We start from the raw sequence: 12,862 nt of genomic DNA, 5'->3' as shown, positions 1-12,862 counted from the left end.
CCAAGCCATGCTCGCCGTCGACCCCCGCCTCGACATCGTCGCCGGCCCCCGCCGCACCTCCACCTTCGACCTCTACTCCGCCTGACACACACACCAGCCCTCGACACCACCCCGCACACACCGCCGCCCGCCGACACCAACCCACACCCGCACACACCGTCGCCCGCCGACAGCAACCCACACCACTGTCAGCGGGCGACACACACGACCGCCAACGACACATGTGCGGGCACACACCACACATGACAGTGGGCGACACACGTTCATGTGTCGCCCACTGTCACGTCACACCCGGCACATCAACCCACACCGGGAACACACCGGATCACACCGGACGAGCCACCAACCGACGACCCGCCACACCCTGCTGCGGCACCACCGGACCCTCAGGACGCGCCATCAGAATCGACCGCTGAAGCCGGCAGATCGGCGGCGACGGCTCCAACCCCAACTCCGACACCAACGTGCTCCGCAACCGCTGATACACATCCAACGCCTCACCACGCCGACCCGAACGATGCAAAGCCAACATGAACTGACCATGCAGACTCTCATGCATCCGATGCTGATTCACCAACACCGTCAACTCAGGCAACAACTCCCGATGCCGACCCAACCGCAGATCCGCCTCGACCCGCTGATCCAACACCGACAACCGCGCCTCCTCCAACCGCCGCGCCTCCATGTCGATCCGGATCCCCGCCTGGATGTCCGTCAACGCAGGACCCGTCCACAACGCCAACGCATCCGCCAACCGACGAGCAGCACCACCGAAGTCACCCGCATCCATCGCCCGGTAACCCTCACCCGCACGACGCTCGAACTCCCGGAAGTCCACACTCCCCGAACGAGTCTCCAAACGATACCCACCAGGCACCGTCGCCAGCACACCCTTCGGACCGCACCCCTCACTCCCACCACGCACAAGAGCCTCACCAATCAACTCCCGCAACTGCAGCACATACGTCTGCAACGTGGTCCTCGCACTCCGCGGCGGCTTGCTCCCCCACAACTCCTCCACCAAAGCAGTCACCGTGACCACCTGATCAGCCAGAAGAGCCAGAAGAGCCAACACCTGCCGCGACTTCGGCGCCGTCGGCACCACCGACACACCGTTCACCCGCACCGACAACGCACCCAGAACCTCAATGTCCATGTTCTCCCCCGTGAGTTCAGGCAAGAGACCGGTCTATGGCCGTACACGCTTCCGCAGCCGGGCCCGTGCTCTGCTTGATACTGGACACCCCGATAAAAAAACAGCACGGTCGGTTTTGTCAATTACAGGACAGTCCACTCACGACCGGAACGGCGACATCCGGCCAACCGCAGCCGGTAGTAAGCGCAGGCTGACCCTGAAGTTCCACTTCAGCAGGGCACCGAGCAGCCAAAACATGGTCCGGGGGAAGTCCTGAATATTGACCGCGCCTCGACAACCAGCAGTTACCTACTGTATCTGCTCGGTGGCTCGAACAGCCGTCCATAGGCGCTGAGCTGGGAGTTCACCCGCTCGTGGCGGCCCGCGGCACGCGCCTGCGGGCCGCCACGAGGTCGGCGGGGGATTTCCGGGGAGCGGACCGCCACCACGCGTGGCAACGGTCGAAGGCCGCCTTCCGCACCCGGCCGTGATCGGGCGGCCCGAGCCCGAGCCGGGCGTCGCGGCTGGTCAAGCGGTGCACGGCTGCCCCCGTCCACCAGGGGCGTCGGAGCTCAACACGACCCGCATGGGCAGGAAAGGGTCACTCCGAATTCAAACCGGTGAATCAACCCTCAGCCGGACAAGATGCGACGATACCTATACCGGCGACTTGATCCGGCCACCGGCGCGGCGCGAAACCCCGGCAGAAAATAGGGATGGACAAGCTTGTCCTTGGGTAATAGGCCGTCCCGTTTCCCGCGGCGAAGAAGACCTCGAAAAGACACCTGGCCGTCATGTACTCCACTACTGAGGGGGGTTGCCGTGCTTACGGGACGGCAGGTCGGCATGTTTGGTCCGGAGCATGGAGAGCGAGCGGATGAGGGTCTCGCGGGTGTCGGCGGGGTCGATGACGTCGTCGACGAGACCGCGTTCGGCCGCGTAGTACGGGTGCATCAGCTCGGCCTTGTACTCCTTCACCACACGTTCACGCATGGCCTCGGGGTCGTCGGCGTCGGCGATCTGCCGGCGGAAGACCACGTTCGCGGCGCCGTCGGCGCCCATGACGGCGATCTCGTTCGTCGGCCAGGCGTAGGTGAGGTCCGCGCCGATGGACTGGGAGTCCATGACGATGTACGCGCCGCCGTAGGCCTTGCGCAGGATGAGGGAGATGCGCGGCACGGTGGCGTTGCAGTACGCGTACAGCAGCTTCGCGCCGTGCCGGATGATCCCGCCGTGCTCCTGGTCCACGCCCGGAAGGAATCCCGGCACGTCGAGCAGGGTGACGATGGGGATGTTGAAGGCGTCGCACATCTGGACGAACCGGGCGGCCTTCTCGCTCGCCTCGATGTCCAGGACGCCGGCCAGCGTCTGCGGCTGGTTGGCGACGATCCCGACGACCTGGCCGCCGAGCCGGGCCAGCGCGCAGATGACGTTGCGCGCCCAGCGCTCGTGGACCTCCAGGTACTCGCCGTCGTCGACGATCTCCTCGATGACCTTCGCCATGTCGTACGGCTGGTTGCCGTCCGCGGGCACCAGGTCGAGGAGCATCTCGTTGCGACGCGCGGGCGGGTCGGTGTTCGGCCCGCTCGGCGGATACTGGCGGTTGTTCTGCGGGAGCAGCGAGAGCAGGTACTGCACCTCCTGGATGCAGGTCTCCTCGTCGTCGTAGGCGAAGTGGCAGACGCCGGACGTCTGGGCGTGGACGTCCGCGCCGCCCAGGCCGTTCTGGGTGATCTCCTCGCCGGTCACCGCCTTGACCACGTCAGGGCCCGTGATGAACATCTGCGAGGTCTCGCGGACCATGAAGACGAAGTCCGTCAGTGCCGGGCTGTACGCCGCACCGCCCGCGCACGGGCCCAGCATCACGCTGATCTGCGGGATGACGCCCGACGCCTTGGTGTTGCGCTGGAAGATGCCGCCGTATCCGGCGAGAGCACTGACGCCCTCCTGGATACGGGCGCCCGCGCCGTCGTTCAGCGACACCAGCGGCGCACCCGCCGCGATGGCCATGTCCATGATCTTGTGGATCTTCGTCGCGTGCGCCTCGCCGAGTGCTCCGCCGAAGATCCGGAAGTCGTGGGCGTAGACGAAGACCGTACGGTCCGCCACGGTTCCCCACCCGGTGATCACACCGTCGGTGTACGGCTTCTTCGCCTCGAGCCCGAAGCCTGTCGCCCGGTGCCTGCGCAGCTGCTCGACCTCCTGGAAGGACCCGGGGTCCAGCAGCAGCTCGATCCGTTCTCGCGCGGTCAGTTTGCCCTTGGCATGCTGGGTCTCGGTCGCTCGCCGGCTGGGTCCGGCCATTGCCTCAGCACGCACCACCTGCAGTTCCGCAACGCGCACGCGGGTGGCTGCCGCCTCCCCCGAGATCGGGGAAAGGTCATTCACAGTGGTCACGGCGTGTTCCTCCCTCATGATGAGGCCCGGAGGTGCGGAACTCCCGTCACGACAGACCGGCAAGCGCGGTTGATCCAGGCGGGATACGGGCCGTAAACGGATCGGTCATGGGTGCCGGCGGCTCTACCGCCAGTCGTACGGCGAGCGGTAGGCGGCGGAGGCCCGCTCCGGGCGCCACCGCGGGACCTCGGGGCTGCGCCCCGCGTCCGTCTCCTCGCCTGCGGCGGCCAGCAGGGAGAACAGCACCACGGTGACCGCGGCCAGTTCCGCGTCCGTGGCCCGGCCCCGCTCCACCTGGAGCACTGCGTGCGCACCGCTCGTCCGGTCGGCGTCCCCGTCGTCGAACCCGCAGTCCGTATCGCCCATGCCACCTCCTCTTTTCGGCAACCGTCCGGCATCGCGCTCAAGAGGGACTTTCGGCTCGCTGGAAGAACGCTCGGCCGGACGGCCGGACGGCCGGACGGCCGCGGCGGGCCGCCGGAGCCGCGTCGGACCGGTCGGCGCGGCGCAGGCGCCGGCGGCCGGTCCCGGGCTCCGCGCCGCCGGCCCGGGGCCGTCCCTGGACACCGCACGGCGGGAGGGCTATAACCCAGCTACCTGCCGCCTCCGGATGCCGTGGCCCGCCGCGGCTCCTCCCCCCATGGAGGGCTCGTGTCCTTCTCACCACACCGCGCTCTCGCCGCGTCGTCGCTTCCGCGGATCCGCGTGCATCCTCCCCCGGTCGATTGTTAGCGCTAACGCCCGGGAGTGGAGCATCGCCCGTGACCCACCGACAAGGAGACAGCCAGATGATCCCACCAGCGTGGTCCCGTACCCGCACCCGTCCCCCGGGCCGGCGCGGCCTGACCGGGGCCCTGGCCATGGCGGTACTGCTGACGATCCTCGTCGGCGCCACCGGGCAGTCCCCGTCCGCCGCCGCCTCGTACCCCAACCCCGGGACCGTGACCGGTGACACCGGGGTGCACGATCCGAGCATGGCCAAGCGGCCCTCCGGCGGCTACCTGGTCGCCTACACCGGCGACAACATCGGGCTCAAGACCTCCACCGACCGCACGGCCTTCCGCAACACCGGCGCGGCCTTCCCCGGTGGCGCGCCCTGGACGTCCGCGTACACCGGGGGCAGCCGAAACCTGTGGGCGCCCGACCTGTCGTACCGCAACGGGCAGTACTACATGTACTACGCGGCCTCGACCTTCGGCTCCAACCACTCGGCGATCTTCCTGGCCACCAGCCCGAGCGGAGACCCCGGCAGCTGGACCGAACGCGGCCTGGTGGTGTCCTCCCAGTCGTCCGACGACTTCAACGCCATCGACCCCAATCTCATCGTGGACGCGCAGGGCGGGTGGTGGCTGTCCTTCGGCTCCTTCTGGTCGGGCATCAAGCTCATCGCGCTGAACCCGGGCACCGGGCTGCGGGCGGACAGCACCATCCGCTCGATCGCGGGACGCGGCGGCGGCGCCATCGAGGCCCCGTACATCTTCCGACACGGCGGCTACTACTACCTGTACGTGTCCTTCGACCTGTGCTGCCGCGGCGCGTCGAGCACCTACCGGACCATGGTCGGCCGCTCCACCAGCGTCACCGGCCCCTACACCGACCGCAACGGGGCAGCCATGACCTCGGGCGGCGGCACCGAGATCCTGGCCGGACACGGAAGCATCCACGGTCCCGGTGGCGAAGGCGTCTTCACCGACACGGACCACGACATCCTCGTCTACCACTACTACGCGAACAACGGTGCGCCCCTGCTCGGCATCAACTGGCTCGGCTACGACTCCGCGGGCTGGCCCTACGTCAGCTGACCGCGGCCCGACGTCAGGCGTGGTCGGCCGGCGGGAAGGCGGCGTCCCGCCGGCCGATCGCCGGCCCGCACGTCCGGCAGGCCGCCGGGCGCGACGACTCCCGGTCTCAAGCCGCGCTCCAGGGCCGCCGAAGCGCCGCACTGCAATCGTGTCCGAAGCACAGCCATCACGGCGATGCTTCCGTCACATTGCGGCACATATCGGGGAGAAGACATGATCGAGCGCAGGACCGTCCTCAAGACGGGGGCGGCTCTCACCGGCGCCCTCGGTGGTGCGGGCTTACTGATTCCCGCCACATCCAGCCCCGCGCGGGCCACCGACCTGGACCCGACCAGCATTCCGCAGTTCCAGCAGGCCATGCCCGTCCCCGAGGTGCTGCGACCCAAGTCGGTCTCGACCACCACCAGTTACTACGAGATGACGATGAAGGAGGCAGACGCGGAAATCGTGCCCGGGCACCTCACCCGGGTCAACACCTTCAACGGGGCCTTCCCCGGCCCCGTCATCAAGGCGGTTTCCGGCCGGCGCGTGGTGGTCAAGCAGACCAACGAGCTGGGCGTGTCCACCTCGGTCCACCTGCACGGCGCCCATGTGCCGGACAGCAGTGACGGCTCCCCCATGGACCTCATCGCTCCGGGCGGCGGCACCAAGACGTACACCTACCCCAACACGCAGCCGCATGCGAACCTGTGGTTCCACGACCACGCACACCACCAGGAGTCGGAGACGGTCTACCGCGGACTGGCCGCGACCTACCTGCTCACCGACCTGGTGGAGCAGACGCTGGACCTTCCCTCGGGTGCGTACGACGTGCCGATCGCGCTGCGCGACGCGCAACTCGACGCCGACGCCCAGCTGGTCTACACGATGGGCGACTACGCCCACCGCACGGTCATCATGGCCAACGGCAAGGCGTGGCCCTACTTCGAGGTCGCCGCCCGCAAGTACCGCTTCCGGCTGTTTAACACGGCCAACATGCGGTTCTTCAAGCTGCAGCTGTCCGACGGCTCGAGCTTCCAGCAGATCGGCTCCGACGGCGGGCTGCTGGAGAAGCCGATCGACGTGACCTCGGTGGCCATCACGCCCGGCGAGCGTGCCGACATCGTCATCGACTTCTCCCGCTACGCCCCCGGCACCCAGCTGATCCTCGCCAACGCCTCGCCGATGCTGCCCGGCGACCCCGCGGACCAGGTCGGCAGGGTCCTCCAGTTCCGGGTCACCCGTACCGCGACGGACACCAGCCGCGTGCCCGCGACCCTGCGCAAGCTGCCCGCCCTGGGCACCGCCACGGTCAACCGCAGCTTCGTGCTCAGCATGGACGAGACCGGTGCGACCGGGGACGCGTTCATCAACGGCAAGTCCTTCGACATGGACCGGATCGACACCGAGATCGAGTACGGGGCCACGGAGATCTGGACCGTGACCAACGCCAACGTGTACACCCCGCACAACTTCCACATGCACCTGGTGCAGTTCCGGGTACTGGAGCGGGACGGCCAGCCCGTCACCTCGGGTCCCGAGAGCGGGCTGAAGGACACCGTCCCCATCATGCCGGGCCACACGGTGAAACTGCAGGCGACCTTCACCGGCTACGAGGGCACCTACGTCTACCACTGCCACATGTTCGACCACGCCGACATGGGCATGATGGCGAACTTCCGGGTCAGCAAGACTCCGCGGCCGAGCAACCGGCCGCCGCGCACCCGCGGGACCCGCTGAGCCGCGGCGCGGTACGGCGGGCCTCCCCGTCCTGGTGGATGCGGCCGGTCGTCACGATCACCGTGGCGACCGGCCGGTCAGGTCTGCGCCCGCCGGAGTGCCGGTGGCCAGGAAGCGGGTGACCGCCCCGCCCCGCCGTCCGGGCGCGGGGGACTGCCACACCCCGTGGATGAGGGCCCCGGCCACGGCCAGGCCCGCGGCGCCGAGGGCCGCGGCAGACCTGGCACTCAACCGGTGCAGGGCGCCGGACGTCCCGGCGCGCGGCCCGTGCCGGGCCGCCCTGGCTGCGGCGCCCATCAGATGCCGCAGACCCAGCAGCAGCGCTGCGGGCACGGCGACCACGCCGATCGATGGCGAGCAGCAGGCTTTCCAGGGCGACGAGCCCGGCGCGCAGCGCGCCGCACCGCGGGCACTCCTCGGTGTGCCGGGTCAGGCGCCTGCGCCACAACGGGGTGGGAAGGCCGTCCCAGCCACCGGACAGCGCGGTCAGCCGGGGCAACAGGGCAACGGGGCCAGTGCCCGCACCACGGCCCGGGCGGCGTCGAACTCGATCGTCATCCGCCGCAGCCTGACCGCCGCGTGCGGTGCCTCGACATCGAGCGCTTCGGCGAGTTCTGCCCGGGTGAGCCGGCCTGCGGCTTCCCGCCGCCGCAGGGCGAGCAGCTGCCGGTCGACGGGCTCCAGCCGGCGTGCTGCCTCGGCCAGTTCACGCCGCCGGCCGCTGAACAGCAGCTCGGCGCCGGTGCGCTCGGCGAAGTCGGCCCGCGGGTCGGGCACGTCTTGGACGTCGTGCCGGCGCAGCGGGACGGCGGCCCGGTGCCGCTGGTGGAGCTGGATCTGCCGGTAGGCGATGGTGACGGACCAGGACCGGAAGCGGTCCGGCTCGCGCAGTGCGGGCAGCCCGCGGACGATACGGAGCATCGTCTCCTGGACCAGGTCGTCGACGTCCGCGTGCCCACCGGAACATCTGTGCCGGCGGCGGCAGCGTCCGCAGGCAAGGTTCTGCGGTTCAGCTCACTGCCCATGGTGGATCGCCTCCGTTCGAAGCGCTTCGATGTGGCGGCGACGCTAGCGGCGCGCTCCTGCCCTCGCAATGGTTGTGAGAAAGTTTCTCTCCCTCAGACGCCCGGGACCAGCAGCAATCCTCGACAACTCGTTGACAACGCGCAGGGCACCTGGCAGCTTCGAAGCGCTTCAACGGACTGTCGTGGAGGACCCTCAGGAGGCGATGCTTTCGCGTGCGGTTGCCGCCGCCGGCCGACCGCTGTCGTACCGCTTCCGCACCAGTCAGGACGGACATGGCCTTCTTCGACAACCCCGTGATCCCCGGGTTCAGCCCGGACCCCAGCATCTGCCGGGCCGGGGAGGACTACTACCTGGCGACCTCCAGCTTCGAGTACGTGCCAGGGGTTCCGCTGTGGCACAGCAGGGACCTGGTGCACTGGCGGCTCGTCGGGCACGCGCTGGACCGGCCCTCGCAGATGGCGCTGTCCGACGAAGCCGCGTCCTCCACCGGCGTGTACGCGCCCACGCTGCGCCACCACGACGGCAGATTCTGGCTGATCACCACGGTCGTGGCGGGGGCGGGCAACGTACTGCTGACCGCCGAGGACCCCGCGGGTCCCTGGTCGGACCCGGTGCCCGTCGGCATCCCAGGCATCGACCCCGACCTGGCCTGGGACGAGGACGGGACGTGCTGGTGCGCCTTCTCCCACGACGGGATCCGCGCGGTGCGCCTCGACCCGGAGAGCGGCAAAGTGCTGGGGGAACCGGTGGCGCTGTGGTCGGGGACGGGGCTGCAGTATCCGGAGGGGCCCCACCTCTACCGGATCGGCGAGTGGTGGTATCTGCTGCTGTCGGAAGGCGGTACGGAGCGCGGGCATGCGCTCTCGCTGGCCAGGGCCCGCACGCCGACCGGCCCTTGGGAGCCGTGCCCCGCCAACCCGGTGCTCTCCCACCGCAGTACGAACCACCCGGTGCAGAACACGGGCCACGGCGACCTGGTCCAGGCGCACGACGGCAGTTGGTGGATGGTCCTGCTGGGCACCCGGCCGCGCGGGGACACCCCGCTCTACCACGGTCTCGGCCGGGAGACCTTCCTGGTGCCGGTGCGCTGGGAGGACAGCTGGCCGGTGCCGGGTCCCCTCGAACTGCGCTGCCAGTCCCCCGCGTTGGCGGACCACCCCTGGCCCGTCGAGCCGGACCTGGACGACTTCGACGCCGGGGCCCTCGCGCCCTGCTGGGTGTCGCTCCGGCGCCAGGATCCACCCGCCGTACGACTGGACGAACGGCCCGGCCACCTGGTGCTGCACGCCCGCGGTGACAGCCTCTCCCGGCCCGGCGCGCTCTTCGTGGGGCGGCGGCAGCGCGACCCCGACTGCACGGCCCGGGTCTCGGCCGACATCGGCGCCGACAGCGTGGGCGGTCTCGCGGTCCGCCTGGACGAGGCACACCACTACGAGGTGGAGACCGGCGGCGGCACGGTCCGCGCGATCGCCCGTATCGGCCCGCTGTCGGCGGTGGTGGCCGAACTCCCGGTGCCGCCCGGCCCGGTGACCCTGCGCATCGACATCACGACGGCCGACGTCCTGCCGCCCACCGTGACCGCCCGCGACCCGCGCACACCCGTGCCGCCCGGTCTGCGCGCCGGAGGTCCCGACACCCTCCGCCTCGGCTACGAGGACGCCGCCGGTGGCTTCCGCGTCCTCGCCGAACTCGACGGCCGCTACCTCACCACCGAGGTCGCCGGCGGCTTCACCGGCCGGGTCGTCGGCATGTACGCCACGAAGGGCAGCGCCGCCTTCGACTGGTTCGAACTGCGTTCCGCCTGACCCCTGCGGACGCCAATCCAAGGAGCACGATGAAGTTCACCGACGGCTACTGGCGGCTTCGGCCCGGCGTCGAGACGCACTTCGCGGAAGACGTCGCCGACGTCGAGGCCACCGACCACACGATCGCCGTGGACGCGGCGGTCAGACAGGTCCGCCATCGCGGCGACACCCTCAACTCCCCGCTGCTCAGGGTCGAGTGCCGGTCCCCCGCCGAGGGCGTGATCGCGGTGCGGGTCACCCATCACGCCGGCGGGGTGCGGGCGCGCCCGGAGTTCAGGCTCCATGAGGACACGGCGCACGGCCAGGTGGTCCGCAAGGACTCTGTCGTCGAGCTCAACTCGGGGGAGCTGACGCTGCGGATCGACACCGAGCAGCCCTGGCAGCTGGACTTCACCTCCGGCGGCCGCCCGCTGACCTCGCTCGGTGAGCGCAGCCTGGGTTTCGCGACCGACGCGGAGGGCCGCCACTTCATGGTCGGGCGACTGGCCCTGGGCGTGGGCGAGCACATCTACGGGCTGGGAGAGCGCTTCACGCCTTTCGTGAAGAACGGCCAGAGCGTGGACATCTGGCAGGAGGACGGCGGCACCAGCAGCGAACAGGCCTACAAGAACATCCCCTTCCACCTCAGCAGCCGCGGCTACGGTGTGCTGGTCAACCACCCGGGCCGCGTGTCGTACGAGGTGGGCTCCGAGGCCGTGGGCAAGGTCCAGTTCAGCGTCGAGGACCAGTCGGTGGAATTCCTCGTCGTCGACGGCGCCGACCCCCGGGAGGTGCTCTCCCGGTACACCGCCCTGACCGGCCGGCCCGCCCTGCCTCCCGCCTGGTCGTTCGGGCTGTGGCTGTCGACGTCCTTCACCACCGAGTACGACGAGGCGACCGTGATGCGCTTCGTGACGGGCATGTCCGACGCCGGGATACCCCTGAGCGTCTTCCACTTCGACTGCTTCTGGATGCGGGCCTACCGGTGGAGCGACTTCACCTGGGACCCGGAGGTCTTCCCCGACCCCGAGGGGATGCTGGCCCGGCTCAAGGCGCGCGGCCTGCGCGTCTGCGTGTGGATCAATCCCTACATCGCCCAGAGGTCGGCCCTGTTCGCCGAGGGCGCGGAGCGCGGCCACCTGGTGCGGCGGCCCGACGGCAGCGTGTGGCAGTGGGACCTGTGGCAGGCCGGCATGGGCCTGGTGGACTTCACCGACCCCGAGGCCAGGGCCTGGTACGCCGGGAAGCTGCGCATCCTGCTCGACCAGGGCGTCGACTGCTTCAAGACCGACTTCGGCGAGCGCATCCCCCTCGACGTGCAATGGCACGACGGGTCCGACCCGGAGCGCATGCACAACCACTACACGCAGCTGTACAACGAGACGGTCTTCGAGCTGCTGCGCGAGGTCAGGGGCGAGGGGGAGGCGGCGGTCTTCGCACGCTCGGCGACCGTCGGCGGCCAGCGGATGCCGGTCCACTGGGGCGGCGACTGCGAGTCCTCCTTCGAGGCCATGGCCGAGTCGCTGCGCGGAGGGCTGTCGCTCGGGCTCTCCGGATTCGGCTTCTGGAGCCATGACATCGGCGGCTTCGAAGGCACCCCGACGCCCGCGGTCTTCAAACGCTGGGTGCAGTTCGGCCTGCTGTCCTCGCACAGCCGGCTGCACGGCAGCAGGTCCTACCGGGTGCCGTGGGACTACGGCGAGGAGGCCGTAGACGTCACGCGTGCCTTCACCCGGCTCAAGCACCGGCTGATGCCCTACCTCTTCCGGGCCGCGGAGCAGGCGCACGCCACGGGGACGCCCGTCATGCGTGCCATGGTGCTGCAGTTCCCCGGCGACCCCGCCTGCCGGACGCTGGACCGGCAGTACATGCTCGGCGACGACCTGCTGGTCGCCCCCGTCTTCTCCGAGGACGGGAGCGTCGAGTACTACGTACCGGCAGGAACGTGGACCAACGTCCTCACCGGTGCCCGGGTGCCGGGCCCCGGCTGGGTGCGCGAGACCCACGGCTTCGACACCCTGCCGCTGCTCGCCCGCGAGGGCGCGGCCGTGCCCTTCGGCGCCCGCGACGACGAGCCGGTCCAGGACTGGGCGGACGGCGTCACCCTGCGGCTGTACGCGCCCGGTGACAGCGGTGAGCGCGTGACCTTCGTCCCCTCGCCCGACGGGTCGGGAACGGCGGCGACCTTCACCACCCGCTACTCACCGGGTGAGATCGTCGTCGAGACGGACAGCCGCCTGCCGTGGAACGTCCTGGTCGTGGACGCCGACCCCGCCCGCTCCGACGGCTCCCCCGGCCGGGGCGCCCTGCACGCCTGCCCGGCCGGCACGCCGAACCTCGTCATCCGGCGGCCCTGACCCGGGGTGCGGCAGTGCGACGACCGGCGGCGGGGAGGGGACAGCAAGGGAGGTGCCACGGCGGTACGATCATCGGTGCGCAGGCGGTTCCCCCACTCCGACAGCACCCTCGCCTGGTGCGCGCACCCAGCCGGGCATCACCGGAGAAGCGGAGAGAGCGTGCACGCCGCGTACATCACGGTCATCGTCATCGGCGCGGTCTTCAACGGCGCCGCCGCCGTGACCTACCTGATCGGCCACGAATACCCCAAGACCCAGGCGGACATGAAGGGCCTGCCCCGCACGTGGGTCCCCGTGCTCGGCGCGTTGCTGGCGGCCGGCACCGCGGGGCTGCTCGCCGGGCTCGCGGTGCCGTTCCTTGGCACGCTGGCCGCGTCCGGCCTGGTGCTGTACTTCATCGGCGCCATCACCGCCCACCTGCGGGTCGGCTCCCGCAACATCGTCGGCGGAATCGTCTTTCTGGCCACCGCGGTGGCCGCTCTGGTCCTGGGACTGCTCCAGCACGGCGCCTGGTGACCGGCTCGGGGTGCCCCCCGCGGCACCGCGGGCCCCCCCGGCGCGCGGCCGGGGCAGGCGGCGGGAACCCCCACGGCCCCCCCGGGCGGGGCCCACACGGGGCCGGGGCCCCCCGCGGGGGGGCGA

At 70.3% G+C, this 12,862-nt stretch carries 9 protein-coding genes and 1 pseudogene; 5 read left to right on the top strand and 5 right to left on the bottom strand.

The genetic code is table 11. The features are described 5' to 3' along the window. Positions 1-325: 325 nt before the first annotated feature. The 3 genes from ACGFMP_RS25065 to ACGFMP_RS25055 all read right to left on the bottom strand — a co-directional run bounded on the left by ACGFMP_RS25065 (position 326) and on the right by ACGFMP_RS25055 (position 3,898). A complete protein-coding gene (locus ACGFMP_RS25065) occupies positions 326-1,156 on the bottom strand; it encodes a BTAD domain-containing putative transcriptional regulator (RefSeq protein WP_393675233.1) in 831 nt (276 codons plus the stop codon). A 783-nt stretch (positions 1,157-1,939) separates the two neighbouring features. Further along, positions 1,940-3,550 (bottom strand): acyl-CoA carboxylase subunit beta, encoded by a 1,611-nt coding sequence (locus tag ACGFMP_RS25060; RefSeq protein WP_393675224.1) that lies wholly within the window; start codon positions 3,548-3,550, stop codon positions 1,940-1,942. 105 nt (positions 3,551-3,655) lie between these two features. Beyond that, a complete protein-coding gene (locus tag ACGFMP_RS25055) occupies positions 3,656-3,898 on the bottom strand; it encodes an acyl-CoA carboxylase subunit epsilon (protein ID WP_393675223.1) in 243 nt (80 codons plus the stop codon). Positions 3,899-4,320: 422 nt separating this feature from the next. Here ACGFMP_RS25055 and ACGFMP_RS25050 point away from each other — a divergent pair, with 422 nt between their 5' ends. Both ACGFMP_RS25050 and ACGFMP_RS25045 read left to right on the top strand, forming a co-directional pair. After that, a complete protein-coding gene (locus ACGFMP_RS25050; protein WP_393675222.1) occupies positions 4,321-5,334 on the top strand; it encodes an arabinan endo-1,5-alpha-L-arabinosidase in 1,014 nt (337 codons plus the stop codon). 213 nt (positions 5,335-5,547) lie between these two features. Then, positions 5,548-7,053 (top strand): multicopper oxidase family protein, encoded by a 1,506-nt coding sequence (locus ACGFMP_RS25045; protein WP_393675221.1) that lies wholly within the window; start codon positions 5,548-5,550, stop codon positions 7,051-7,053. A gap of 57 nt (positions 7,054-7,110) precedes the next feature. Here the strand turns inward: ACGFMP_RS25045 and ACGFMP_RS25040 are convergent, their stop codons facing one another. Beyond that, positions 7,111-7,395 (bottom strand): hypothetical protein, encoded by a 285-nt coding sequence (locus tag ACGFMP_RS25040; RefSeq protein ID WP_393675220.1) that lies wholly within the window; start codon positions 7,393-7,395, stop codon positions 7,111-7,113. Positions 7,396-7,539: 144 nt separating this feature from the next. Then, positions 7,540-8,040, bottom strand: a pseudogene (locus tag ACGFMP_RS25035) (RNA polymerase sigma factor); the annotation flags it as partial. A 311-nt stretch (positions 8,041-8,351) separates the two neighbouring features. Here ACGFMP_RS25035 and ACGFMP_RS25030 point away from each other — a divergent pair. The 3 genes from ACGFMP_RS25030 to ACGFMP_RS25020 all read left to right on the top strand — a co-directional run bounded on the left by ACGFMP_RS25030 (position 8,352) and on the right by ACGFMP_RS25020 (position 12,736). Continuing rightward, positions 8,352-9,884, top strand: a complete 1,533-nt coding sequence (locus tag ACGFMP_RS25030; protein ID WP_393675219.1) for a glycoside hydrolase family 43 protein — start codon at positions 8,352-8,354, stop codon at positions 9,882-9,884. A 29-nt stretch (positions 9,885-9,913) separates the two neighbouring features. Beyond that, complete coding sequence (gene yicI / locus ACGFMP_RS25025; protein WP_393675218.1) at positions 9,914-12,220, top strand: alpha-xylosidase; 2,307 nt, start codon at positions 9,914-9,916, stop codon at positions 12,218-12,220. 159 nt (positions 12,221-12,379) lie between these two features. Then, positions 12,380-12,736, top strand: coding sequence for a DoxX family protein (locus ACGFMP_RS25020; RefSeq protein WP_393675217.1), 357 nt, complete (start codon positions 12,380-12,382; stop codon positions 12,734-12,736). The last annotated feature ends 126 nt before the right edge of the window (positions 12,737-12,862 follow it).

It is taken from the genome of Streptomyces sp. NPDC049040, assembly GCF_043197715.1.
GTDB lineage: Bacteria > Actinomycetota > Actinomycetes > Streptomycetales > Streptomycetaceae > Actinacidiphila.
This window is presented reverse-complemented; position numbering and strand designations above follow the sequence as displayed.

Coding starts and splice junctions, on each gene's coding strand:
- ACGFMP_RS25065 (WP_393675233.1), bottom strand. CDS start 1,156: ATGGACATTGAGGTTCTGGGTGCGTTGTCGGTGCGGGTGAACGGTGTG.
- ACGFMP_RS25060 (WP_393675224.1), bottom strand. CDS start 3,550: ATGAGGGAGGAACACGCCGTGACCACTGTGAATGACCTTTCCCCGATC.
- ACGFMP_RS25055 (WP_393675223.1), bottom strand. CDS start 3,898: ATGGGCGATACGGACTGCGGGTTCGACGACGGGGACGCCGACCGGACG.
- ACGFMP_RS25050 (WP_393675222.1), top strand. CDS start 4,321: ATGATCCCACCAGCGTGGTCCCGTACCCGCACCCGTCCCCCGGGCCGG.
- ACGFMP_RS25045 (WP_393675221.1), top strand. CDS start 5,548: ATGATCGAGCGCAGGACCGTCCTCAAGACGGGGGCGGCTCTCACCGGC.
- ACGFMP_RS25030 (WP_393675219.1), top strand. CDS start 8,352: ATGGCCTTCTTCGACAACCCCGTGATCCCCGGGTTCAGCCCGGACCCC.
- yicI (WP_393675218.1), top strand. CDS start 9,914: ATGAAGTTCACCGACGGCTACTGGCGGCTTCGGCCCGGCGTCGAGACG.